The organism is Paraburkholderia sp. USG1, assembly GCF_031570135.1.
Lineage (GTDB): Bacteria > Pseudomonadota > Gammaproteobacteria > Burkholderiales > Burkholderiaceae > Paraburkholderia > Paraburkholderia dioscoreae.
Window position 1 is genome coordinate 41595 of sequence record NZ_JAMWXW010000011.1, and the last position, 25328, is coordinate 66922.

The 25328-nt window shown below is 62.8% G+C and carries 16 protein-coding genes; 14 read left to right on the plus strand and 2 right to left on the minus strand.

Annotated features, from left to right (window positions below; all coding sequences use genetic code 11):
* Positions 1 to 5 precede the first annotated feature (5 nt).
* Entirely contained in the window at positions 6 to 1049 is a 1044-nt protein-coding gene (locus NE850_RS16285; RefSeq protein ID WP_007182484.1) for a glutathione S-transferase family protein, read from the minus strand.
* A 227-nt stretch (positions 1050 to 1276) separates the two neighbouring features.
* On the opposite strand from NE850_RS16285, the gene NE850_RS16290 reads away from it, so the two are divergent.
* The gene (locus NE850_RS16290) at positions 1277 to 2200 is read left to right on the plus strand and encodes a LysR family transcriptional regulator (protein WP_165185484.1); all 924 of its coding nucleotides are present in this window, start codon (positions 1277 to 1279) and stop codon (positions 2198 to 2200) included.
* Positions 2201 to 2323: 123 nt separating this feature from the next.
* Complete coding sequence (locus NE850_RS16295) at positions 2324 to 2641, plus strand: single-stranded DNA-binding protein (RefSeq protein ID WP_007182482.1); 318 nt, start codon at positions 2324 to 2326, stop codon at positions 2639 to 2641.
* On the opposite strand, the gene NE850_RS16300 is transcribed toward NE850_RS16295, so the two are convergent.
* Positions 2611 to 3537: a LysR family transcriptional regulator gene (locus NE850_RS16300; RefSeq protein ID WP_007182481.1), complete on the minus strand. Its 927-nt coding sequence runs from the start codon at positions 3535 to 3537 to the stop codon at positions 2611 to 2613. The genes NE850_RS16295 and NE850_RS16300 overlap by 31 nt on opposite strands.
* 164 nt (positions 3538 to 3701) lie before the next feature.
* Between NE850_RS16300 and NE850_RS16305 the strand changes: the two genes are divergently transcribed.
* The 12 genes from NE850_RS16305 to NE850_RS16360 all read left to right on the plus strand — a co-directional run bounded on the left by NE850_RS16305 (position 3702) and on the right by NE850_RS16360 (position 25068).
* Positions 3702 to 5468 (plus strand): acyl-CoA dehydrogenase family protein, encoded by a 1767-nt coding sequence (locus NE850_RS16305; protein WP_007182480.1) that lies wholly within the window; start codon positions 3702 to 3704, stop codon positions 5466 to 5468.
* Positions 5465 to 6682 (plus strand): CaiB/BaiF CoA-transferase family protein, encoded by a 1218-nt coding sequence (locus tag NE850_RS16310; RefSeq protein WP_007182479.1) that lies wholly within the window; start codon positions 5465 to 5467, stop codon positions 6680 to 6682. Before NE850_RS16305 ends, NE850_RS16310 begins: the two co-directional genes overlap by 4 nt.
* Positions 6683 to 6751: 69 nt before the next feature.
* Positions 6752 to 8065 carry an MFS transporter gene (locus NE850_RS16315; RefSeq protein WP_007182478.1) on the plus strand — a complete coding sequence of 438 codons (1314 nt, stop codon included), beginning with the start codon at positions 6752 to 6754 and terminating at the stop codon, positions 8063 to 8065.
* A 180-nt stretch (positions 8066 to 8245) separates the two neighbouring features.
* Positions 8246 to 9757 (plus strand): amino acid racemase, encoded by a 1512-nt coding sequence (locus tag NE850_RS16320; protein ID WP_310698923.1) that lies wholly within the window; start codon positions 8246 to 8248, stop codon positions 9755 to 9757.
* A 670-nt stretch (positions 9758 to 10427) separates the two neighbouring features.
* Entirely contained in the window at positions 10428 to 16313 is a 5886-nt protein-coding gene (uvrA, locus tag NE850_RS16325; RefSeq protein WP_310698924.1) for an excinuclease ABC subunit UvrA, read from the plus strand.
* A gap of 973 nt (positions 16314 to 17286) precedes the next feature.
* Positions 17287 to 17997 carry an energy transducer TonB gene (locus NE850_RS16330; protein WP_007182475.1) on the plus strand — a complete coding sequence of 237 codons (711 nt, stop codon included), beginning with the start codon at positions 17287 to 17289 and terminating at the stop codon, positions 17995 to 17997.
* A 76-nt stretch (positions 17998 to 18073) separates the two neighbouring features.
* Positions 18074 to 18979, plus strand: a complete 906-nt coding sequence (locus NE850_RS16335) for a MotA/TolQ/ExbB proton channel family protein (protein ID WP_007182474.1) — start codon at positions 18074 to 18076, stop codon at positions 18977 to 18979.
* Between the two features lie 12 nt (positions 18980 to 18991).
* Positions 18992 to 19414 (plus strand): biopolymer transporter ExbD, encoded by a 423-nt coding sequence (locus NE850_RS16340; RefSeq protein ID WP_007182473.1) that lies wholly within the window; start codon positions 18992 to 18994, stop codon positions 19412 to 19414.
* A gap of 107 nt (positions 19415 to 19521) precedes the next feature.
* Positions 19522 to 19950 (plus strand): biopolymer transporter ExbD, encoded by a 429-nt coding sequence (locus tag NE850_RS16345; protein ID WP_007182472.1) that lies wholly within the window; start codon positions 19522 to 19524, stop codon positions 19948 to 19950.
* Positions 19951 to 19959: 9 nt separating this feature from the next.
* On the plus strand, positions 19960 to 21144 hold the full coding sequence (locus NE850_RS16350; protein ID WP_165185498.1) for a lipopolysaccharide assembly protein LapB: 1185 nt from the start codon (positions 19960 to 19962) through the stop codon (positions 21142 to 21144).
* Positions 21145 to 21445: 301 nt separating this feature from the next.
* Positions 21446 to 22021 carry a helix-turn-helix domain-containing protein gene (locus tag NE850_RS16355; protein WP_007182470.1) on the plus strand — a complete coding sequence of 192 codons (576 nt, stop codon included), beginning with the start codon at positions 21446 to 21448 and terminating at the stop codon, positions 22019 to 22021.
* 305 nt (positions 22022 to 22326) lie between these two features.
* On the plus strand, positions 22327 to 25068 hold the full coding sequence (locus tag NE850_RS16360) for a TonB-dependent siderophore receptor (RefSeq protein WP_007182469.1): 2742 nt from the start codon (positions 22327 to 22329) through the stop codon (positions 25066 to 25068).
* Positions 25069 to 25328 lie beyond the last annotated feature (260 nt).

The following is a 25328-nucleotide window of genomic DNA, read 5'->3' on the forward strand; positions in this document are numbered from 1 at the left end:
GTCTTCTATTCCTTGACCGGATACGGCTGCGAGCCGGCAGCGGCGGTCAAGGCGCAGGTTGAGCCGGGCACGCCAGGCCGCGCGCGATCGTGCGGCGCAGAGAAGTCCTGAACCGGGCCGAGCGGCACGATGCTGGACGGATTGATGCTGCGGTGACTCCCGTAGTAATGCCGCTTGATATGCGTGAAATCGACCGTCTGAGCAATGCCGGGCAACTGGTAGATGTCGCGCGTGTAGGCGGACAGATTCGGATAGTCGGCGATGCGGCGCAGATTGCATTTGAAATGGCCGACATAGACGGCGTCGAAACGGATCAGCGTCGTGAACAGCCGGATATCGGCTTCCGTGAGGTGCGGGCCGCTCAGATAGCGTTGCGTTGCGAGTTTCGCGTCGAGCCAGTCGAGCGTTTCGAAGAGCGGCGTGACGGCTTCTTCATACGCTTGCTGCGTGGTGGCGAAGCCTGCTTTATAAACGCCGTTGTTCAGCGTGTCGTAGACGCGCGCGTTGATCGTGTCGATTTGCGCGCGCAATGGCGCCGGATAAAAATCGCCGGGCTTCGCGCCAATGCCGTCGAACGCCGAATTCAGCATGCGAATGATTTCCGACGATTCGTTGCTGACGATCGTGGCGCGCTGCTTGTCCCACAGGATCGGCACGGTCACGCGGCCGCTGTAGTGAGGGTCGGCGGCGGTGTAGACCTGGTGCAACAGTGTCGCTTGATTGACGGTGTCGGGCACGACGCCGGGGCCGTCCGCGAAAGTCCAGCCGTTTTCCAGCATCAGCCAGTGCACGATCGAGACGTCGATCATCGTTTCGAGGCCTTTGAGCGCCCGCATGATCAAAGTGCGATGCGCCCACGGGCAGGCGAGGCTTACATACAGGTGGTAGCGTCCCGCTTGCGCTTCGAAGCCGCCGGCGCCGCTCAGACCCGGCGAGCCGTCCGCCGTGACCCAATTGCGGAATGCCGCGTCATTGCGCACGAAACGGCCGCCGGTCGATTTCGTGTCGTACCAGCGATCCTGCCATTGTCCGTCCACTAAAAGGCCCATGTCGCTGCTCCTTACGTGTGCGCTATCGTGCCACGACCGCGCGCAATGAATGTTCCAGAGAACGTTCGATCTGGTTTCGGGCATTTCATGCGCGGCTCGTGCGGCGTTTTCGAAAGCCGACCGCCATCGCGCTTTCCCGAAAACGCCGCCGCCCTATCGCTATAGTGGACTGGCATTGTCGCTTTGCCGTACCATCTTTGCGTCGAACTCGTTCGAAGGAATGGAACATGTTGTCGGAAGACGAACTGGCTCTACTCGACGCGATTCGCGAGACCGGTAGCCTGTCGCGCGCGGCGGCGCGCCTCGGCAAGGCGCCCTCCACGGTTTCGCATGCTGCCCGGCAACTGGAGACGCGCTTCGACGCGCTGCTGTTCGACCGGCGCCACTACCGTCTGCAACTCACGCCCGCCGGCCAGCTTCTCGCCGATGAAGCCGCGCGTCTGATGCTCGACATGTCGCGCATGACGCAGCGCGTGAAGCAGATCGCGAGCGGGTGGGAAGACCGCCTCTGGATAGTTACGGATGAAATCCTCGAGTTCGAACTGATGATGCCGGTGGTGCGCGCGTTCGACGCGCTCGGCTCGGGCGTCAAACTGCGCTTCACCCACGAAGTATTGAGCGGCACCTGGGAGGCGCTGCGCGACGGCCGTGCCGATCTGATCGTGGGCGCGACCAACGAACCGCCGGCGATTCCCGGCCTGCGCTGGTTCGAGCTCGGCGTGATGGAGTGGGTGTTCGCGGTGTCGCCGCGCCATCCGCTGGCGGCCGTCGAGGGGCCGCTCGGCCGCGAGCGGATTCTCGAACATCGCGCGGTGGTGGTGGCGGATTCGTCGCGTACGACGGCGGGGCGCGCTTACGGTCTGATCGGCGGACAGGCGTCGCTGGCCGTGCCGTCCATGCGGGCGAAAATCCTGGCGCAACGCGACGGTCTGGGCGTGGGGTGGTTGCCGCGTCAGCGTGTCGCGACGCTGTTGAAGCAGGGTGAACTGATCGAGAAGGCGACTGCCGACCCGCGTGAGCCGAATGTGCTGTACGTTGCGTGGCGCGGCGATAATGAAGGGCGCGCATTGCAGTGGTGGCTCGAACAGCTGCGGCAACCGCGGCTGGCGAAACGCCTCGTGCGCGGCGTGGATATGACGGTCGGCGGGTGAGCCTCGCAGCGGCCAACGGCGAGTGAGTGGCTTTTTATGCGGCTAGCGCGGCTTCTCGTGGGATCATACGCGCCGTGCTGGGCGATTCTGCTTTCCGCACAGTATGGAACGAGGAGCAAGGCGATGATCGATGGACTGGTGGGCGGGCGGTTGTACGGCGAGGCGCAGATTCGCACCGGGCAGAACGGCAGGCGTTTCGTGACCTGCAAGGTGCGCGCGGCCACCAACGACGGCGACACGATTTTCGTCAACGTGATTGCCTTCGACGACGACGTGCAAGCCGCGCTGCTCGCATTGAGCGACGCGGACAGCGTTGCGCTGAGCGGCACCTTGACGCCCAAGGTCTGGACCGACAAGAACGGGCTGGTCAAGCCGGCCGTGGATATGGTCGCCCACAAGCTGCTGACGGCTTACGAAGGCCGCCGTGAAGCAGACGAATGAGGCGTGCCTCGCGGTCCGCCGCCGGCATCCCTGAGATAGCCGACGAAGCGGTCCGCGACCGGCTCGGCGTCGCCGCTTCTGCGCAACAGGAGCACTTGCGACATCAGCGTCTCGCCCGTTAGCGGCAAGAAGCAGACGCGCGGATCCTGCACCTGGCGCAACGTGTACGGCACGAGCGCCACCCCCATGCCGAAGCCGACCATCGTCACCACGGTCTGCCACAAGCGCGCTTCATGGCGAATCAACGGACTGAATCCGGCGCTCACGCACTGCGCAATGATCAGGTCGTGATAATGCGGCGACACAGTGCGCGGAAAGAGAATGAACGGTTCCTGCGCCAACGCCCGTAAATCGACCTTGCGTTTGTGCGCGAGCGGATGCGCGGCGGGCAGACAGCACAGGAACGGTTCGGAAAAGATCGGCGCGGAAATGACGTCGGACGGGAAATTGCCCCAGTGCGCGCAGCCCATGTCGATCTGCATCCGCTGGATCGCGTGGACCTGCTCGCTGGTATTCATCTCCTTCAGCACGATTTCCACGCCGGGGTAATCGGCCTCGAAGCGTTTCACCGCCTGCGGCATGCCGCGGTACAACATGGAATTCACGAAGCCGATCCGCAAACGGCCGGCAAGGCCATGCGCCGAGCGCACGGTCATGCGTTCCGCCTCGCTCGCCTGCAGGAGCAGGCGGCGTGCTTCGCCGAGCAGCACCTGGCCCGCGTTGGTCAGCGATACCGTCTTGTTGGTGCGCGCGAGTAGCTGCACGCCGAGTTGTTCCTCGAACTTGCGAATGTCGAAACTGAGGGCGGGCTGCGAAATGAACAGCCGCTTGGCCGCGCGGCCGAAATGCAACTCCTCGGCAACCGCCACGAAATAGCGCAACTGCTTCAGGTCCACGGCTGTCTCCAGGTTTCTTATCGATAAGCTGCGTCTATCGTACCGGATATAAGTTGTATTAGACGATTATCGACGCGGCTTTTATGCTCCTTTCACTTGCACTACGTGCATGGGACCGGAGTAACGCGCCAAAGCGCGAACTCCGGTCGATAAAGGAGACACGCATGAGCGAAATCACCGCGCAGCCGGCACACGGCTCGTCCAACATTCCCGACAGCCGGGGCATCAACTTCTTCACCAGCGATCCCGACTTCGAGCGTCTGCTCAAGCTGCATCTCGGCGACGCGCTGTTTCACGATCTCGAAGGCCAGCTCGTTTCGCTGGGCCAGCGCGCTTCCGACGAACTCGATATCTGGGCCACGTCCGCCGACAGAAATCCGCCGCAGTTGCGTCATCGCACACGGCGCGGCGAAGCGCTGCAAAGTATCGACAAGCATCCCGATTACGTCGCGCTGGAACGTGTGGCTTATGCGGAGCTGGGACTCGCCGCGCTGAGTCACGAGACCCGTGACGGCAAACAGTCGCCGCCGCCGCTCGTCAAATACGCGCTGACGTTCCTGTTCGTGCAGGCGGAATTCGGCCTGTGCTGTCCCGTCAGCATGACCGATTCGCTCACGCGCACGCTGCGCAAATTCGGCGCGCCGGAACTGGTCGCGCGTTTTCTGCCGAAGCTCGCCTCGCGCGATTTCGACACGCTGTTTCAGGGCGCGATGTTCATGACGGAACAGGCGGCGGGCTCGGACGTCGCGCGCATTGCGACGCGTGCGTCGCTCGAGAGCGATGCGGACGGCGGGCAAACGTGGCGCCTGTACGGCGACAAATGGTTCTGCTCGAACGCCGACGCCGATCTCGCGATGGTGCTCGCGCGTCCGGACACGGCGCCGCCCGGCATCAACGGACTCGGACTGTTCCTGCTGCCGAAGACGCTGCCGGACGGATCGCGCAACAGCTACCGGATCGTGCGTCTGAAGGACAAGCTCGGCAGCCGCTCGATGGCGAGCGGCGAGATCGTGCTGGAAGGCGCGGTGGCGTATCTGATCGGCGAGGTGGGGCGCGGTTTTCATCAGATGGCGGACATGATCAACATGTCGCGCCTGTCGAACGGCGTGCGTGCCGCGGGTTTGATGCGCCGCGCGCTGACGGAGGCGCTGCACATTGCCCGCAATCGCGAAGCGTTCGGCCGCAAGCTGATCGATATGCCGTTGATGCAGCGTCAGTTGCTCAAGATGATGCTGCCCGCCGAACAGGCGCGTTCGATGTTCATGCGCATCGCGCTGCTGCTGCAGCAGGCCGACGCGGGCGACCGCCAGGCCGCGAAATGCGTGCGCATTCTCACGCCGCTCATCAAGTTCCGCGCCTGCCGCGACGCGCGCCGCGTAACCGGCGACGCAATGGAAGTGCGCGGCGGCACCGGCTATATCGAAGAATGGAGCGACGCGCGTCTCGTGCGTGATGCGCATCTCGGCTCGATCTGGGAAGGCACCAGCAACATCGTCGCGCTCGATATCGCGCGGGCGGCGAAACGCGACGGCGCGCTCGAACCGTTGCGCGCTTATCTGCGGGATCTGCTCGGCGCGGCGGGATTGCCGCCGGCCAGTCTCGCGTTGCTGCGCTCGACGCTCGCGCGTGCGTGCGATGCGCTGGCCGGCGTGGCGGATTCCGGCCGCGACGAATGGGTCCGGCAAGCGGGCACCGCGTTGTATCACGCAACGACAGCCGTGCTGATGGCCTGCGAAGGCGTGCGTCTTGCGCCAGACCACCGGCGTCTCGCGCTCGCGCATCTGGTGGTGCGGCACAAGCTGTTGCCGTCCGATCCGCTGGCGTTGCAGTCGGAGCAGGACGAAAGCGAGGTGATCGACGCGCTGGTCAAAGGCCGCAGCGTCACGCTCGTGCAGGCGTTGCAACTGTTGCAGCGAGGGGGCGCGCAATGACGGCACCCGTGAATGCCGGCACACAAGGCGCGCTGCAAGGCATCAAGGTCATCGACCTGAGCCGCGTGCTAGGCGGCCCGTACTGCACCCAGGCGCTCGCCGATCACGGCGCGCAGGTGATCAAGCTCGAACCGCCGGACGGCGACGAAACACGCGGCTGGGGGCCGCCGTTCTATGGCGACACCGCATGGTATTTCGCTGGCGTGAACCGCAACAAGCAGGGCATCGCGGTCGATCTTTCACGCGACGAAGGCCGCGCGATTCTCTGGAAGCTGCTCGAAGACGCCGACGTGCTGGTCGAAAACTTCAAACCCGGCACGCTGGCGCGCTGGGGCATGGACTACGAGCGCGATTTGCGCGAGCGTTTCCCGAAGCTGATTCATTGCGCCGTGTCGGGGTTCGGTCCCGACGGCCCGCTCGGCGGCTTGCCTGGCTACGATGCCGCGATTCAGGCCATGACCGGCCTGATGAGCGTGAACGGCGAGCGCGACGGCCCCGCCATGCGCGTCGGCTTGCCGGTGGTCGACATGGTTACCGGCTTGAATGCGTTCGCCGGCGTTCTGCTCGCGCTCGCCGAGCGCGCGAAGAGCGGTCGTGGCCAGTCGATCGATATCGCGTTGTACGACTGCGGCGTTTCACTGCTGCATCCGCATCTGCCGAACTATTTCGGCTCGGGCCGCACGCCGCAGCGCAGCGGCAATGCGCATCCCAACATCACGCCGTACGACAGCTATCGCACCGCAACCGCGCCGATCTTTCTCGCGGTGGGCAACGACCGGCAGTTCGCGAAGCTGTGCGCGCATCTCGGCGCGCCCGAACTCGCCGACGATCCGCGCTACGTCGACAACCGCAGCCGCTGCGCGCATCGCGAGCCGCTCAAGGCCGCGCTGGAACACCTGCTCGCCGCGCACGACTGCGAACCGCTCGCGCACGCGCTGATCAACGCGGGCGTACCGTGCGGACCGGTGCAAACCGTGGACGTGGTGGCGCGGCATCCGCACACCTTGCACCGCGGCATGGTGGTCGAGATGGGCGAGTATCGCGGCACCGCGTCGCCGATCAAGTTGTCGCGCACACCGGCCACGTATCGCAGCGCGCCGCCGTTACTCGGTGCCGACACGCGCGACGTGCTCGATGCATTGGGTATCGACGCCGCCACCCAGCGGCGTCTGTTCGAAGCGGGCGTGCTCAAAGCGGGCGCACCTGAAGCATAAGCGCAGCAGTTCCCGGTGACGGCACGAAGAAGCCGCGCCATCCAGAAGAACGACCTTGGAGACACAGACATGAATCGCGATCCAGACGTCCACGCCGCAGGCCGGCAACCCATGCGCGCCGCAGCCGCGGCCTTTGTCGGCACCACGATCGAGTGGTACGACTTTTATATCTACGCCACGGCGTCCGCGCTGATCTTCGGCAAGCTGTTCTTTCCCGGCGGCGATCCGTTCTTCGCCACGCTGGCTTCGTTCGGCACCTTCGCGGTCGGCTTCTTCGCGCGACCGTTCGGCGGGTTGGTGTTCGGCCACCTTGGCGACCGTATCGGCCGCAAGAAGGCGCTCGTGGCGACGCTCGCGATCATGGGCGTCGGCACCGTCGGTATCGGCTTTCTGCCGACTTACGCGAGCGCCGGCGTGTGGGCACCGGTGCTGCTCGTGCTGCTGCGTGTCGCGCAGGGGATCGCGATCGGCGGCGAGTGGGGCGGCGCGGTGCTGATGGCGAGCGAACATGCGCCGCAAGGACGGCGAACGTTCTTCGCCTCGTTCGCGCAACTCGGCAGTCCGGCGGGCCTGATCCTGTCGCTGCTCGCGTTCCGCGCGGTGGCCTCGATGGACAAGGACGCGTTTCTCAACTGGGGATGGCGTCTGCCGTTTCTCGCGAGCGCGGTGCTGCTGGTGGTCGGCCTGCTGATCCGCGCGGGTGTCGACGAATCACCGGAATTCAAGGCGCTCAAGGCGCAACGGCGAGTGGCCGCGCTGCCCGTGGCCGAAGTCGTGCGCGATGCGTGGCGCACGCTGTTGCTGTGCCTCGGCGCGAACGTGATCGGCGTGGCCGGCGCATGGTTCGTCAATACTTTCATGCTCAATTACACGACGCAGACGCTCGGCCTCGACCGATCGTTGATTCTCGACTGCCTGTTCGTCGTAGCGTTCATTCAGTTGTTTACGCAACTAGGTTCGGGATGGTTCGCGCAACGCATCGGCACGGGACGTTTCCTGAAGGGCGCGGCAGCGTTGGCGATGCTGTCGCCGTACCCCATGTTCGCGCTCGTCTCGACCGGGCGGCCGGTGGCCATCGTGATCGGCATTGCAATGGCGGTGATGTGCATGTCGAGTTCCTATGCGGTGATGGCCGGCTTCATGTCGACCGCGTTCGCCGTGCGCGTCAGGTATTCGGCGATTTCGCTGTCGTACCAGGTGTGCGCCGCGCTGGCCGGCGGCCTGACGCCGTTGATCGGAACGTTGCTCGCGCATCGTTATCCGGGTGCCTGGTGGCCGCTTGCCGTGTTTTATAGTGTTCTGGCCGGGGTGTCGCTGGTGTGCATCAGTACGCTGGAGCGCCGCAAGCGCGGCGCGGCGCATGGCGTGGTCGAAGCGGCCTAGCATTGCGCGCGTGATTGTGATTGTGATTGTGATTGTGCGCGTGCCGCCGCCGCCCGGAAGCGCGAGGAAATGCGCTTTTCGTGGTTAACCCCACGTCATAGTCCCCCGACATAATGTCATCCTCTCTGGCGCAAAAGCCGCCTACCATCAAAGCGGAAGGCAAAAACGGGGGAAGTCATCATGAATCGCTATCGTTCGCTGGGGGTCGTGACCGGTGCCGCCCAGTTTGCCAGCGCCGACGTACTGTGCAGAATGAGTGCCGCCTGGCAACGGCGCGGTGCGGCGCGGCCGTTCGATCTCCTTCTGGAGCGGCAGTCGTGGCAAGGGCCGGCCTCGCAACGCGAGGTGGATGCGCAGTTCAAGATCCACGTGTTCGATACCATGCGGGCGTTCGAAAAACGCGGTGTCGAAGCGATCGTGTTGCCGTGCTTCCTTAGCCATACCTTCATCGACGAACTTTCTGCGAACGTGGCCGTGCCGGTCGCCAACATCATGACGGCGCTCTCGGCGTATGTGCGGCGAGCGTTTCCGTCGGTGCGCCGGATCGGCGTGCTGACTTCGGATGCTATCCGCGATAACGGACTTTTCGAGCGTTATTTCGACGCCGCGCAGTTCGACGTGCTGCATCCGCGCAACGAAGCGGGCTTCGATTGCGTGACGAGCGCCGTCTATAGCGACGAAGGCATCAGGAACGGCTGTCTCTATGGCCGGCCGGTCGAGTTGTTGCGCGCGGCGTGCGCGGATCTCATTGCGCAGGGTGCGGAGATCATCCTGCCGGGGCTCGTCGAAATCGCGCTGGTCGCGCGCGCACTCGGGCGGCTCGAAGTGCCGCTCGTCGACGTCAATCTGGTGTACGCGCGCTATGTCGCGGCCGCCCAGTATTCGCAGCAGGCGCGGCGCTTCAAGGTGGGCGTGCTGGGCGGAGTCGGGCCGGCGGCGACGGTCGATTTCATGGCCAAGCTGGTGCGCAATACGCCGGCCGCGTGCGATCAGGACCACATCAAGATCATGGTCGAGCAGAACCCGCAGATTCCGGACCGCACCGCCGCGTTGCTCGGTAACGGCGAGGATCCGACGCTTGCGCTATATGCCGCCTGCAGGACGCTCGAAGACGGCGGCGCGGACCTGATCGCGATTCCGTGCAATACGGCGCATGCGTTCGTCGAGCGGATCCAGCCGTCGCTCGGCATTCCGATCGTCAATATGCTGACCTGTACCGCCGATTATCTGCGCGTGACCTTTCCGGGCTTGCGTGAAGTGGGCGTGCTGGCCACCACGGGTACGCTGGCGAGCCGCGTCTATGAACAGTCGCTCGAAGCGCGCGGTTTCGTGCAGATCGCTCCCGGCGAGCAGGCTCAGGCGCGGCTGATGCATGCCGTCTACGGACCGAAGGGCGCCAAGGCAGGGTTCACTTCGGGCGAGTGTTGCGACGACCTCGCCGCGGCGGTCGACGACCTGATCGCGCAAGGCGTGCAAGTGATCGTGCTGGGCTGTACCGAGTTGCCGCTGCTGTTGCGCGACGCCATGCTGGCTTGTGCGGCCGGGCGGTTGGTAAGACTTGTCGATCCGACCGAGGTGCTGGCGAAACGCTGCGTGGCTTATGCGCTGGGTGAACGCGGGGCGCAGGGTGACGTGCCGGGGGCGGCGCTGCCGACGGCGCGGCGGGGCAGTGTGGAGAGTGTTTGCGGGTAGGAGCGCGGGTGCCCCGCGCGAGGGGTCATTAGCGCTGCTCTGTGGTGGTGCGTCAGTGGCCCGGTCCTATGTCCGCGTGGCGCCGCGTTTCCACCACAATGCCCAGAGGACGGCACGATCAGTACTGCAGCGTCCAGTGCGCCCAGTATGGGCAACGGGTCGGCCCACTTGCCCATGTTTGTCGACCGGGAATAGTAAGGCGCGCCGCTGCCATAAGCCTCCGCCAGATTGCACACGTTGACCGCGCCTGTGGCAAGCAGGACGGCACACACCGGGACAACGGACAGAACGCGTTTTGTGCCATTTGCTCGCGCACAAAGTTTTCCATTCATGGAATCCTCTTTGGTCATCGATGAGGTTTCAGACTATCCGCGTCCCGATCACAACTTGTAAAAAATTCGCTTATCGGTTGCTGCGTCATCGCAGCATTGCTGGCGACGCACGATCGGGTAGGCTACTGCTGGCGGAACAGCAGATCTTGTCCGCACAGGGCTCCCGGCAAGACAGTTGCAATTGCGACTTGCAGGCCAAACCTGTATAAATATACAGTATAGTATCCCCTTGCAAGCTGGGCTTTGGCGCGCGTTTCCGCCGGCCCCAGCGGCACCGAACTTGCGCGGTCGCGAGGCGTCCGTGAGAGGTGGCCCACTCATTCAGGCGGTCGAAAAAATTGGCATCTAACGGCATTATCAGGATTCGCGGCGCGCGCCAGCACAACCTCAAGAACGTCGATCTCGACGTACGAACCGGCGAAATGACGGTCGTGACCGGCCCGTCCGGCTCCGGCAAGTCGAGCCTCGTGTTCGACACGCTTTATGCGGAAGGGCAGCGGCGCTACGTCGAAACGTTCAGTGCTTACGCACGGCAGTTTCTGGACCGCATGGACCGGCCGCAAGTCGACCGCGTCGACGGCGTGCCGCCCGCCATCGCGATCGACCAGACCAATCCGGTGCGCAGTTCGCGCTCCACCGTCGGCACCATGACGGAGCTCAACGATCACCTGAAGCTCCTTTACGCGCGCGCGGCCGAACTGTTCGACCGCAAGACGGCCCGGCAGGTGCGGCACGATACGCCGGAAACGATCTACGCGGAGTTGCTCGAGCGCACCGCGCAGAACGAGCTGCGGCTCGTCGTCACGTTCCCGGTCGAACTGCCGGAGTCGGCGTCGGAGCAGGAAGTGGAGCAGTGGCTGTCGGCGAGCGGCTACACGCGCGTTCAGGCGCAGCGCGAAGTCGATTCGCCCACGGGTAAGCGCAAACTGCTCGACGTGGTGGCGGACCGCTTCCGGCTGCGGTCGGTGGACAAGCAGCGAGTGGTCGAGGCGATCGAGGCGTCGCTCAAGCGCGGCGGCGGGCGCGTCAATATTTACGTGCTGCCGGCGTCGTCCGAAGGGCCGGAAGCTCAGGAAGCCGAACCGCAAATCTGGCGCTTCTCCACCGGGTTGCATAGCCCCGAAAGCGATCTGCGCTACGCGGACCCGCAGCCCGCGCTGTTCTCGTTCAACTCGGCGTACGGCGCGTGCGAAGTCTGCCGCGGTTTCGGCCGCGTAATCGGCGTCGACCTCGGGCTGGTGATTCCGGACGCGCGCAAGACGCTGCGCGACGGTGCGATCAAGCCCATGCAAACGCCGGCCTGGAAGGAATGCCAGGACGATCTGATGCGCTACGCGGCGAAAGCGGATATTCGCCGCGGCACGCCGTGGGGCGAACTGACGGACGCCGAGCGCGACTGGGTCATCAACGGCTCGCCCGACTGGAACGGCAAGTGGCAAAGCCACTGGTACGGTGTCAAACGCTTCTTCGAATATCTCGAATCGAAAGCGTACAAGATGCATATCCGTGTGCTGCTGTCCAAGTACCGCAGCTATACGCCGTGCGAAACCTGCGGCGGCGCACGCCTGAAAACCGAATCGCTGTTGTGGCGCCTCGGCAGCAAGGCGAATGCGGACGACGTGTTGCCGGCCGGGAAGCGCTTCCTGCCGCGCGGCGTCGACTGGACGCGCGAACAACTCGAAGCGTTGCCGGGTCTGACCGTGCACGACCTGATGCTGATGCCGATCGAGCGTATCCGGCGCTTCTTCGACGAAGTCAGCTTGCCGAGCGCGCTGCTCGACGATGCGCTCAAACTGCTGCTCGCCGAAGTGCGCACGCGCCTCAAATATCTGTGCGACGTGGGCCTCGGTTATCTCACGCTCGACCGGCAAAGCCGCACGTTGTCGGGCGGCGAGGTGCAGCGGATCAACCTGACCACGGCGCTCGGCACGTCGCTCACCAAGACGCTTTTCGTGCTCGACGAACCGAGCATCGGCCTGCATCCGCGCGACCTGAACCGCATCGTCGAAGCCATGCACCGCTTGCGCGACGCGGGTAATACGCTGGTGGTGGTCGAGCACGATCCCTCTGTCATGCTCGCGGCGGATCGTCTGATCGACATGGGCCCAGGGCCGGGCGAGCGCGGCGGCTCGATCATTTACGACGGCGTGCCCGAGGCGATCCGTTCCTCCGGCACGCTCACCGGTGAGTATCTTGGCGGCCGCCGGCACGTGGCGGACGCGGCGCACTGGTCACAGCGTCCGGTGAATGACGCCACGCCGCGCATCGTGCTGGAAGGCGCGACGGAACACAATCTGCGCGATGTCACGGTGGAGATTCCGCTGGAGCGGCTCGTCTGTGTGACGGGGGTATCGGGTTCCGGCAAATCCACGCTGCTGCAAGACGTGCTGTATCCGGCCATGGCGCGCCACTTCGGTCTTGCCACCGAATCGCCGGGCGCATTCAGAAGCCTGAGCGGCGCCGATCAGGTCACCGACGTCGTGTTCGTCGACCAATCGCCGATCGGCAAGACCGCGCGTTCGAACCCGGCCAGTTATGTCGGCGCGTTCGACGAAATCCGTAAACTGTTCGCCAAGGCGCCGCTCGCGCAGCAACGCGGCTATGGCCCGGGCATGTTCAGCTTCAACTCGGGTGACGGCCGCTGCCCGACCTGCGGCGGCTCGGGTTTCGAACATATCGAAATGCAGTTCCTGAGCGACGTGTACCTGCGTTGCCCCGATTGCGACGGGCGCCGTTATCGCGCGGAACTGCTCGAAGTGAAGATCGAACGCGGCGAACCGGCGCGCGCGCTGAGCATTGCCGACGTGCTGGAATTGACGGTGAGCGAAGCAACCGCCTTCTTTGCCAAAGACGCCGAAGTGCTGCGCGTGCTGCAGCCAATCGTCGACGTGGGTCTCGAATACGTGAAGCTCGGCCAGCCGGTGCCCACGTTGTCGGGCGGCGAAGCACAACGGCTCAAGCTCGCCGGGTTTCTCGCGGAATCGGCTCAGGCGCGCACCGCGCGCAACGCGAAGCAGCCGGTCGCGAAGCGTCTGTTCATGTTCGACGAACCGACCACCGGCCTGCATTTCGACGACATCGCCAAGCTGATGCAAGCGTTCGGCAAACTGCTCGCGAGCGGTCATTCGCTGATCGTGATCGAGCACAACCTCGATGTGATCCGCTCTGCCGACTGGCTGATCGACCTCGGTCCCGAAGGTGGCGACGGCGGCGGCCGGGTGCTGTGCGTCGGCACGCCGGAAGACGTCAAGACGTGCCCGGAATCGCATACCGGCGAAGCGCTGCTGCAATACGACCGCGCCATGAACACAGCGGCTGAGCCGGCGTCGCAAGGCCTTCCGCTGCAGAAGGCGCTGAGCGCGGCGCGTGCGCGCCGCGCCGTCGAAGGCGAGGACGTGGTGCGCATCGTCAATGCGCGCGAGCACAACCTGAAATCGCTGGACGTGGACATTCCACACGGCAAATTCAACGTGATTACCGGGGTCTCCGGTTCGGGCAAGTCCACGCTCGCTTTCGATATTCTGTTCCACGAAGGGCAGCGCCGTTACCTCGAATCGCTCAATGCCTACGCGCGTTCCATCGTGCAGCCGGCGGGGCGGCCCGAGGTGGACGCGGTGTACGGCATTCCGCCGACCGTCGCGATCGAGCAGCGGCTTTCGCGCGGCGGCCGCAAGAGTACCGTGGCGACCACGTCCGAGGTGTGGCACTTCCTGCGTCTGCTGTATGTGAAGCTCGGTCTGCAGCATTGCATTCACGACGGCACGCCGGTTACGTCGCAAAGCGTCGAATCGATCGCGGCGCAGTTGCTGCGCGATCACAAAGGGCAGCACGTTGGTTTTCTCGCGCCGCTGGTCGTGAATCGCAAGGGCGTCTATACAGATCTGGCGAAGTGGGCGAAAGCACGCGGCAATACGCATCTGCGTGTGGATGGCGAATTCGTGCCGGTGGACCCGTGGCCGAAGCTCGACCGCTTCCGCGAGCATACGATCGAGTTACCCGTGACCGATCTCGTCGTGTCGCCGGACCATGAAGCCGAGTTGCGTCAGGCGCTCGACCAGACGCTGGAAGTGGGCAAGGGCGTGATGCATCTGCTGGCGCCGCTCGACGGTTTGCACGACGCGATGAGCGGCGGCCGTCCTACGGCGCAACTCGGCGCCGTGAAGGTGCTGTCCACCAAGCGCGCGTGTCCGGTGTGCGGCACGAGCTATCCCGAGCTTGACCCGCGCATGTTCTCGTATAACAGCAAGCATGGCTGGTGTACGACCTGCGTGGGCACGGGTCTCGCGCTCACGCGCGAGCAGCGCGCCGCTTACGACGACACGATCGTCGTCGACGACAATCGTGGCCGCGAACAGAGCCTGCCTTCGGAAGAGCAGGAGCCCGAAGGCCTCGTGGATGAACCGTGTCCGGACTGCGCGGGCACGCGTCTGAATCCCACCGCACGCGCGGTCACGTTCAACGCGCAGTCCATTGTCGACGTCGCGCAATGGACCGTGTCCGACACGCGCGCGTGGATCGACACACTGGAAATGACCGGTCGCGACGCAGAAATCGCGCGTGACGTGATCAGCGAAATCGGCAGCCGCCTGCAGTTTCTCGAAGAAGTCGGACTCGGCTATCTGAGTCTCGATCGCGCCGCGCCGAGTCTCTCGGGTGGCGAGGCGCAGCGTATTCGTCTCGCCGCGCAACTCGGCAGCAATCTGCAAGGCGTGTGCTACGTACTCGACGAACCGACCATCGGCCTGCATCCACGCGACAATCAGATTCTGCTGAACGCTCTGCGCAAGCTGGGCGAGAAGGGCAACACGCTGGTGGTCGTCGAACACGACGAGGACACCATCCGGCGTGCCGATCACATCATCGACATCGGGCCGGGCGCAGGCAAGCGCGGCGGCACGCTGGTCGCGCAGGGCAGTGTGGCGGATCTGTCGGCGCAGCCCGATTCCGTGACAGGGCAGTTTCTCGCCAACCCTATCGTGCATCCGTTGCAGCCGCGTCGCGAAGTGGTCGCGGCGAGCAAGCGCATGGCCGCGGTGCCGGAAAACTGGCTGACCGTACACGGCGGCAAACTGCACAACCTGCGCAACGTCACAGTCGGCATTCCGCTATCGCGGTTGGTGGCGGTCACGGGCGTCAGCGGTTCCGGCAAGTCGACCCTAGCACGCGACGTGTTGATGACCAATCTGCTGGATGCGGTCGGGCGGTCGGTGCTATCGTCGCCGGCCACGCGGCGCGCACGTGCCGCGGCCGAGGAGAAGCCCGCGGCGAACCGGCGCTCCAGCGTGCTGGCGCGCACGGCGCCGCGCGCGCAATTGAACGTGACGCATGCATGGCAAGGTTGCGATTCGATCACCGGCTGGGAGACTATCGACCGCGTGCTTGAAGTCGATCAAACGCCGATCGGCAAGACGCCGCGTTCGTGTCCTGCCACTTACATAGGCGTGTGGGACGCGATCCGCAAACTGTTCGCCGGCACGCTCGAAGCGCGTGCGCGCGGCTATACGGTCTCGCGTTTCTCGTTCAACACGGGCGAAGGCCGTTGCCCGGCCTGCGAGGGGCAGGGCGTGCGCACCATCGGCATGAGCTTTCTGCCCGATGTGAAAGTGCCTTGCGATGTATGTCGCGGGCAGCGCTTCAATCCCGAGACGCTCGCGGTCACATGGCGCGGCAAGAATATCGGCGACGTGCTGACCATGGAAATCGACGAAGCCGTCGAGTTTTTCGCGCCCATCTCGAACATTGCTCATCCGTTGCAGTTGATGAAAGACGTCGGGCTCGGCTATCTCACGCTGGGTCAACCTTCGCCCACGTTGTCGGGTGGCGAAGCGCAGCGTATCAAGCTCGTCACCGAATTGAGCAAGGTGCGCGACGACATTACGCGGCGCGGTCAGAAGCCGCCGCACACCTTATATGTACTGGACGAACCGACCGTGGGCCTGCATATGGCCGACGTCGCCAGGCTGATTCGCGTGCTGCATCGTCTCGCGGACGGCGGCCATAGCGTCGTCGTCATCGAGCACGATCTGGACGTGATCGCCGAGGCGGACTGGATCATCGATCTCGGTCCGGAGGGTGGCGTGGGCGGCGGGTCGATTGTCGCCGCCACGGATCCCGAAGGACTCGCCCGCGTTGACGCAAGTCATACAGGCGCCGCGTTGCGGCCCGTTCTCGCGCGATCGCGGGACAACCACACCATCGTTGCGGGCGAAGGCACGAACGGTTGATGTAGCAGGGAGCGGCGCAATCAACGTTGCGCCGCTCCTTTCCTGTTTATTGCACCTGGCAGGTTGCGCGCTCGCCAGGCGACCGCCGACACGCGCATGCGGTCGATGAGAAGTTGTTCTGCTCCCCCTGCTAAGTCCACTCACGCTCGGCGTTATTCCGTCTGTTAGCTTTATGTAATTTAATTGAATTGTTTTGTAATTAACTATAAGACGTCATTGAGATGCGTATTTAAAGTGTCGTAAATACCGCTAAAAATATTTTCGAACGCGGTTTTCCTTCTGCTATCGTCTCGCCTTCGGCGGCGGTCTCACTCCGGCGTCCCGATCATCCCGGCACACATACTGTTGGCGGTCCGCCCGATCAAGCGGCGACCGCGCGAAAAGGCGCGCCCGACTGGCCTTCCGTTTGGTCGGGGCGTTCGGTCAGTTGAGAGTTTCGAGTGCATTCTTGCACGTCACGAGTGCAGTGAAATCCCATTCTCGTGCAGAAAAAAAGCCGAATGCTTATCTGCTCCACACACGCTTATTCTTTTAAAGCGGCGCCAATTCGGTATGAGTTAGAGTCATCTCTCTAAACTAAGTATGCCGCCATCAAAAAAAGTTTGACCGTACATTTTTTGTCCTGCTATCTTTGCGTCCCATGAAACGCATGTGACGTTCGCGCAAAAAGTTCCAGGCGCTACGACCCACATCGATCAGGTTGTCTCGATCGTGTATGCAAGGCGGAAGTGAGTGGGTCAAATTTAATCTATTAGTAGTTCTACTTAGATCGGCTACTGGGCTCGCATGACCTGCGGCCGCAGTCCTCCTGAGTCACGTCCGTGCCATCGGAACGAGGTTTGGCAGTTCTGCGTCCGTTTTGGACTACGAATCAAAAAGTGGTCGATCACCAGATGGCTGAAGTGAATGTGGTTTGCGGTATGTAAGCGCACTGCAGTTACAGAAATGAACGGTTCACGCCGGAGGAGTAAAGGTGGGTACGAAAGTCGAAGGGCAATTTCCGGCAGCAGCGGCCCGTATGGAGAGGCCAGGGCGCCCGCGTGAGTTTGGGCGCAAGCAGCAAAACCCAGTACGTCGCTTCGGCGGTATCGCAGTCGTTCTGCTCTTGCATATCGTGCTGATCTACGCACTGATCAATGGCCTCGCCACCAAGGTCGTGCAGGTCATTCAGCATCCTATCGAAACGAAGATCATCGAGCCGGTAAAGCCGCCGCCTCCGCCGCCGTTGCCCACGGTGCAATTGCCGCCGCCGAAGTTCGCGCCGCCGCCGCCGCCGTTCGTGCCGCCGCCGGAAGTGCAGGTGCAGACGCCGCCGCAGCCGACCATTACGCATCAGGCCGCACCGGTTGTGTCGGCACCCGCCGTGGCGCCGCCCGCACCACCGGCGCCGCCCGCGCCGAGCAAGCCTGTGAGCACTGAAGTCGGGGTTGTGTGCCCGAACTCGGATCAGATCCGTTCGTCGATCCGCTACCCGAAAGAAGCTCAGGAAAACAACGCAACGGGTGATGTTCTCATTGAATTCGTTGTCGACCCGCAGGGCCATATTACGAATGAACGCGTTGCCAAATCCGCAGACGACTCCTCACTGGATCGTGCTGCATTCAACGCGGTCAAGCAGTTCACGTGCGTTTCCCAAGGCCAGGCTGTCCGTGTGCAAGTTCCGTTCTCGTTTAACCTGAACTGAAGTCACCGGCTGTTCGGTACCGGTAGCGATTTATCAGTGTTAGTTTTGAAGTTGTACTAATGAACTTGGAGCAGGCATGAAGAAGCGTACTCTCGCCGCACTGGCGGCAACCATGTTGATCGCCGTAACTACGGTGGATACCTTTGTTGCACCGCAAATGGCCCATGCACAGGCCAGCGACGCTACGGCGTCGGCCGCAGCGCCTGCCACCGCTGCGCCGCAAACGGCGAGTTCCGTCGCTGACGAAGCCGTGCCGCCGCCGGCACCGGCCACGTCCGAAACCGTCAATAACCCGTACGGCCTCGGCGCACTCTGGAAGAACGGCGACTTTGTCGCGCGCTTCGTGCTGATTCTGCTGGTGCTCATGTCGATGGGCAGCTGGTACATCATGGTCACCAAGTTCGTCGAGCAGTTCCGTGCGAACCGCCGCGCGAAGAGTGCCGATGAACAACTCTGGACTGCGCCGTCGCTGGTCGAAGGCGCGAAGCTTCTCGACGAAGCGTCGCCGTTCCGCTTCATCGCGGAAACGGCGATCGAAGCTGGCGAGCATCACGAAGAAGCGCTGCTCGAAGCCGTGGACCGCAACACGTGGATCGATACCTCGGTCGAGCGTGCCATCACAAACGTATCGAATCGTCTGCAAGACGGCCTGGCGTTCCTCGGCACGGTGGGTTCGACGGCGCCGTTCGTCGGCCTGTTCGGCACGGTGTGGGGGATTTATCACGCGCTGACGGCAATCGGCATTGCCGGCCAGGCTTCGATCGATAAGGTCGCGGGTCCGGTGGGCGAGGCGCTGATCATGACCGCCATCGGTCTCGCGGTGGCCGTGCCCGCGGTGCTTGGCTACAACTTCCTGGTTCGCCGCAACAAGTCGGTGATGGAGCGTGTGCGCGCATTCGGCGCGCAGCTGCATACCGTTCTGCTGGCGGGCAGCCGCCGCCCGGCGCGCGCCGCGGCTCGCGAAGCGTCGCTGGTTCAATAAGCGGAGTCTGTCATGGCAATGAGCGTTGGGCAGGACGACAACGACGAGGTCATCTCCAGTATCAACACTACGCCGCTCGTCGACGTGATGCTGGTTCTGCTGATCATCTTTCTGATCACGATTCCGGTCGTGACGCATACGGTGCCGGTGCAATTGCCGAAGGAGACGATCCAGCCGCTGCAGACCACGCCGAAAAGTATCGTCATCGCGGTCAATCGCGACGGCGACTTCTTCTGGAACGAGAAGCAGGTCGACGCGCCGACGCTGCTGGCACGCCTGAAGACCGTGTCGGTCATGACGCCGCAGCCGGAAGTGCATGTTCGCGGCGACCAGAACGCGCGTTATGAATTTATCGGTCGGGTCATTACCGAGTGCGAACGCGCCGGTATTGCGAAGGTTTCGTTTATTACCGAGCCACCCGCGCGCGGGGGGTGACTTTGCATGGGATCAGACTAAGTGCTGAAGCACCAAGTCTGATCGACAGCTTTGCATGGGATCAGACTAAGTGCTGAAGCACCAAGTCTGATCGACAGGAGCCGATAATGGGAATGAACGTATCGTCGGGCGGCGGCAGTGAACCGGATGTGATGGTGGACATCAACACCACGCCGCTGATCGACGTGATGCTGGTGTTGTTGATCATGCTGATCATCACAATTCCGATCCAGACGCATGCCATCAAGATGAATCTGCCGGTCGGCAATCCGCCGCCGCCGATCACGCAACCTGAAATAGTGCAGATCGATATCGATTTCGACGGCACCACCACTTGGAACGGTCAGCCCGTGCCGAACCGTGCCGCGCTCGAATCCAGACTTGCTCAGGTGGCGGCTGAACCGGTTCAGGCCGAAATCCATCTGCGGCCGAACAAGCTGGTGCCGTACAAGGATGTCGCCGAGGTGATGGCGTCCGCGCAACGACTGGGCGCGACGAAAATCGGCCTGATCGGCAATGAGCAGTACATGCAATAGGGAAGGGCAATGCAAACGATTCATCAACGGTTCAAGCGTGCCGTCGTCGCGGCCGCTCTCGTGCTGCCGCTCGCCGCTCACGCCGCCGACACCCTGCGGCCGGATGTGGCGAAGCCGCTGAATGCCGCACAGGATCTGTATCGCGCGCACAAGTACAAGGACGCGCTGACGAAGATCGATCAGGCGGCGGCCGTGCCCGGCAAGACGCCGTATGAAAGTACCATGATCGAGGAGATGCGTGGCGCGGCTGCGGCGGCGGCTGGAGAATCCGGCGTGGCTGCTCAGTCCTACGAAACGTTGCTGGGTTCCGGCAAGTTGAGTGGTGCGGACGAACAGCGCACGTCGGCGGCTCTGGCCGGCATCTACTTCCAGCAAAAAAACTATGCGCAGGCCGCTAAGGTCGCGCAGCGTTATCTGAAGTCGGGCGGTAGCGATCCTGACATGCGCACGCTGCTGGTTCAGTCTTACTATCTGTCGAACGATTGCGCGAGCGTGGTGAGCCTGCTCAAGCCGGGCATCAACGCGCAAGTGCACGCCGGTCACGCGCCTGACGAGTCGCAACTGCAATTGCTCGGCACGTGCGCACAACGCGTGAAGGACGACGCTACGTATCGCAGCACGCTTGAAAAGCTGGTTGCCTATCATCCGAAACAGTCGTACTGGGACGATCTGTTCTCGGCGATTCGCAATAAACCTGGCTATTCGTCGAAACTCGATATCGACACGTATCGGTTGCGCCGTGCAACAGGCGCATTGTCCACCGCCGACGATTACATGGAAATGACCCAGCTTGCAATCGTGGCGGGCACCGCCGCCGAAGGCAAACAGGTCATCGATCAGGGTTTTGCTTCGGGCGTTCTGGGACATGATGCGCAGGCGGACCGCGAGAAGCGTCTGCAGGCACTCGCTGCAAAACGGGCGCAAGCGGCGGCCGATCCGGCGAACCCTGTCGCACCGGTCGATCTGGGCTTCAACCAGGTTTTTGCCGGGCAGGTGAAGCAGGGTTTGGCCGCGATGGATAGCGCGATCGCCAAGGGTGGTCTGGATCATCCGGACCAGGCGCAACTGCATCTCGGCGAGGCGTACTACGTGGCGGGCGATAAGGCACGCGCGGTGCAAACTTTTCGTGCCGTGAAGGGCACCGATGGCTCGGCGGATCTCGCCCGCTTGTGGGTGCTGGTGGCGTCGAAGTAAAAGCATTCTGTTCCCGTTACGTCCCATCAGACGAGGCGCGCTCGCGGTTTCCTCATGGCGGGCGCGATGGGGTGCTCGTCGCGGCGAAGGTGGACCGTTTCCAATGCCGGAGCGTGGTTGCACTCGCAACTATCGCCTGGCCTCCGGAGGAGGCGGACATCTTCCGGAAAACACATTGATCGAGTTATCCATGACGGCATCCCGACAGGCGTATCGGGGACGCTTGAGGAGGGGTGTAGCGCTAGATGAAACTTAATTTGCTTATATCAAACTATTTTTGACTACAGGATTCTGTCTTGCTATGGTTTTGCCACTCAATAACAAGGCACACGTTGCAGTCTCTATAGGAAGCAAAATCCGCGCGCTTCGCCAACGGCTCAAGCGCACGCTGGATGAAGTGGCAAAGACTGCGGGCATTTCCAAGCCCTTTCTGTCGCAGGTGGAACGGGGTCACGCAACACCTTCGATTACATCGCTAGTTGGTATTGCTCGAGCTTTAGGTGTCACGGTGCAGTACTTCGTCGACACGCCGACCGAAGACAAGTCGGTGCGTAGAGGGAGTGATCTGAAGTACTTCGGTTTTGACGGAAGCGCCAATCTGTTTGGGCGGCTCACGAATCTGTCGGTTGGCAGCAAGCTGGAAGTCATTCTCGTCAGGATGCCGGTGGGACAGAATCCGTCGGAGGTCACGACGCACGCGGGGGAAGAGTTTCTATATGTAATGAGCGGTCAGATCTCGCTCACGCTGGAAGGTACGACGTTCGTGTTGCAGGCGGGCGACACTGCGCATTACGAGTCTACCGTGCCGCACTCCTGGTCCAATACCGCACGTGAAGAAGCGGTGGTCGTGTGGGTGGGGACGCCAAGATTGTTTTAGTGCTTCAGGCCATGCTTTCGAAAAAATAGGTCAAGCCGTATTTGTAAGCATAACTTAAGTCTATTTTCAGGATTTGGGGAAATCAGGCTGGCAAATAGCGGAATCCACTTGCGTGGCGGCAGAGATGACAGCAATTGGGCAAGCGCTACGCGTTCCGATTGCAATAAATTAGTAGTCCGACACTGAGTTATTTGATGTTGCTTTAACGGAGCGCGGCGCAAGATCGCCGTATATCGAGTGGAGGGGTTCACAAGACCTCTCATCACATACTGCTGTGGCCTTACTGACGAGCGAGAAGGGGAAAAATGAAACAACGGGCATTGGCGCTGGCCATTAGAAGAATAGTCTGGGCTGAACTGGCATTGTCGGCCGCAATCGCCGTACCGGCGTTTGCGCAAAGCCAGCCGGCCGCTACCGGCACTGCGGCGGCCGCAACGACGGAAAGCGCACCGGCAACGGGCGCTGCTGCGACACCGTCCACGGATAACAATACTGCCACGGCTACCGGCAAAGGGGTTCAGCAACTCAAGAAATTTGAAGTGACCGGTTCGCTGATCCGCACGTCGGACAAGGTCGGCAACACGGAAGTCCAGACCATCACGCCCAAGGAAATCCAGCAAAGCGGTTATACGACCGTGGCCGACTTCCTGCGCGGCACGTCCGCCAACTCGGGGAGCAGCTGGGGCCAAACGACAATGAACAGCTCCGCGCAAGGCGGTGGCGGCATTGCATTGCGCGGTCTGAGCGAGAAATACACGCTGGTGCTGGTGGACGGGCAACGGGTGGCGAATTACGGCAAGGCGGTGAACTTCACCGACACGTTCTTCGACGTGAATTCGATCCCGCTCAACATGATCGACCACATCGACATCGTGAAGACCGGTGCGGTGTCGGTGTATGGTTCGGATGCAATTGCAGGCGTGGTCAACATCATCACGAAGAAGGACTTCCAGGGCCTGCAGATCGACGGCCAGCTCGGCAAGGCGCAGCATCCGGGCGACGCGCAGGGCAACTTCAGCGTGCTCGGCGGTATCGGTGATCTGAACGGCGACCGCTTCAACGTGACGGCCGCCGCGAGCTATTACCGCGACACCGGCTCGTCGCTCGGCGATCGCGACATGACCGCGAATCAGGACTTCAGCCAGTTCCCGGGCGGCCTCGCGGGCCCGCTTGGTCCGAACCAGCAGTCGTACTGGACGACGGCCGACGGCACCAACATGGCACTCAGCCCCTGTCCGCCGGGCAGCGTGTCGGCGAACGGCGCATCCACGTGTAAATCGAATCCGGCCAGCACCACCTCGCTGGTGCCGGCGATCACGCGCCTGAATGCGAAAGTGCGCGGCACTTTCAAAGTCAACGACGATGTGCAGGCTTACGCCGACCTCTGGGTGAGCCGCAACGAAACCGTGCAGAACGAAGGTCCGGCGGTGCTGAGCAGCCAGACCAACGCATTCAACCCGGCCACCGGTTCGGCGTTGCCGCTGTCGCGCACGGTCTCGGGCACCAACCCGTACAACCCGTTCGGTGTGCCCACGTTGATCAACTACACGTTCCCGAATACCGTTTCGGCGGATACGGTGTCGACGTTCTGGCGTGCCATGACCGGTGTGAAGGGTTCGTTCACCACCGCCAAGTTCGGCGATTGGGATTGGTCCGCGGATTACGGCCATTCGCAGAGCACGGTCGACACGACTTACGGCAATGCGCTGAATGTGGCTGGCGTCGAGAACATTCTGCAGAACGGCGTGTTCAATTTCTCGAATCCGTCGGCCACGCCGAACGGCTTGAACGGCGTGTTCCAGAACGACTATGAGCAGGCGATCTCCAAGCTCGACAGCGTCACTGCGAAAACCTCGACGGGCAACCTGTTCAATCTGCCTGGCGGCCCGGTCGGTGTCGGCTTCGGTACGGAATTCCGTCACGAGAGCAACCTGATCAACTCGCGCACCGATAGCGCGCTTGGGATTACGGCGCCGGCCAACGTGCAGACGGTCGACGGCGAGCGCAACGTGGCCGCCGTGTACTATCAGGTCGATATTCCGATCATCCACAACCTGACGTTCACGCAAGCGGGCCGTTACGACCACTACAGCGATTTCGGCGGCGCCTTCTCGCCGAGCTTCGCGTTGCGCTTCCAGCCGGTCAAGATGCTGACGACGTACGCATCGTACAGCCGCGGCTTCCGCGCGCCGACGCTGGTCGAGAACTCACAGGCAACGTATCTCGCCCACCAGAACCTGGTGGACCCGAACGACCCGAGCGGCACGCCGACCAAGCACTTCACGACGGAACAGGTCAACGGCAATCCGGCACTGCAGCCTGAGCATACGAAGAACTACAACATCGGCTTCGAGCTCTCGCCGGATTCGTCGACGGATATCGGCGCGGCGTTCTACAAGATTCACATCGACGGCGTGATCGGCACGAACGATCCGAACGCGGTGATGGATGCGAACAACCCGTCGAACGTGATTCGCAATCCGGACGGCACGGTGGCCTACATCAAGGAACAGTTCGTCAACCTCGGTTCGCTCGATACCGACGGCTTCGATATGAACTTCCGCAAGTCGGTCGGCACGAAGTACGGCACGTTCACGCTGGCCGGCGACTGGGCCTACGTGTGGCACTTCAAGCTGAACAGCCCGGGTGCGCCCACGCAGGATTTCGCCGGCAACAACCTCGCGCTGCTGCAGCCGTTCGGTGCATCCAATCCGCGCTGGAAGGGTAATACCAGCCTCTCGTGGGATTACCGCAAGCTGACCACCACGCTGACATGGCAGTACACTGGCCCGTACACGAACGCGGTGGCGACCGAGTTCGGCGACGGCGGCACGCTGTCGGTGGCGTCGTACAGCCAGTTCAACCTGATGGCCACGTATCGCGGCTTCAAGAACTGGACGATCTACGGCGGCATCAACAACATCTTCGATCGCAAGCCGCCGTTCGACGTCGAGTGGCAGGCCACCCCGGATATCACGGGTTACGACCAGTCGCTTTACACCAACATCGGCCGCTTCTTCCAGGTTGGCGCGTCGTACCGCTTCTGAAGTCTTTGATGTTCGTGACTTACCGGCGGTCTGTCCAGTCGGTCGGCCGCTCCGGTTTCCGTTCAACGGTATCGGGGCGGCGCAGTTTTGTTAGGGACGTACTTTGGAGTTCCCCGTGCACAATGCTCGTTCAGAAGCACCGCGAGCGAGGGCAGCCGGCCAGCGCAGCGCTAGCGGGGAAAGCTACGGGAGCGACGGCGTCACGCCGTCACTCGCGCCGATTCGACTTATCGCGCACCGGCTTGAGGCCGGCGCGCGTC

Coding starts and splice junctions, on each gene's coding strand:
- NE850_RS16285 (WP_007182484.1), bottom strand. CDS start 1,049: ATGGGCCTTTTAGTGGACGGACAATGGCAGGATCGCTGGTACGACACG.
- NE850_RS16290 (WP_165185484.1), top strand. CDS start 1,277: ATGTTGTCGGAAGACGAACTGGCTCTACTCGACGCGATTCGCGAGACC.
- NE850_RS16295 (WP_007182482.1), top strand. CDS start 2,324: ATGATCGATGGACTGGTGGGCGGGCGGTTGTACGGCGAGGCGCAGATT.
- NE850_RS16305 (WP_007182480.1), top strand. CDS start 3,702: ATGAGCGAAATCACCGCGCAGCCGGCACACGGCTCGTCCAACATTCCC.
- NE850_RS16310 (WP_007182479.1), top strand. CDS start 5,465: ATGACGGCACCCGTGAATGCCGGCACACAAGGCGCGCTGCAAGGCATC.
- NE850_RS16315 (WP_007182478.1), top strand. CDS start 6,752: ATGAATCGCGATCCAGACGTCCACGCCGCAGGCCGGCAACCCATGCGC.
- NE850_RS16320 (WP_310698923.1), top strand. CDS start 8,246: ATGAATCGCTATCGTTCGCTGGGGGTCGTGACCGGTGCCGCCCAGTTT.
- NE850_RS16335 (WP_007182474.1), top strand. CDS start 18,074: ATGAAGAAGCGTACTCTCGCCGCACTGGCGGCAACCATGTTGATCGCC.
- NE850_RS16340 (WP_007182473.1), top strand. CDS start 18,992: ATGGCAATGAGCGTTGGGCAGGACGACAACGACGAGGTCATCTCCAGT.
- NE850_RS16345 (WP_007182472.1), top strand. CDS start 19,522: ATGGGAATGAACGTATCGTCGGGCGGCGGCAGTGAACCGGATGTGATG.
- NE850_RS16350 (WP_165185498.1), top strand. CDS start 19,960: ATGCAAACGATTCATCAACGGTTCAAGCGTGCCGTCGTCGCGGCCGCT.
- NE850_RS16355 (WP_007182470.1), top strand. CDS start 21,446: ATGGTTTTGCCACTCAATAACAAGGCACACGTTGCAGTCTCTATAGGA.
- NE850_RS16360 (WP_007182469.1), top strand. CDS start 22,327: ATGAAACAACGGGCATTGGCGCTGGCCATTAGAAGAATAGTCTGGGCT.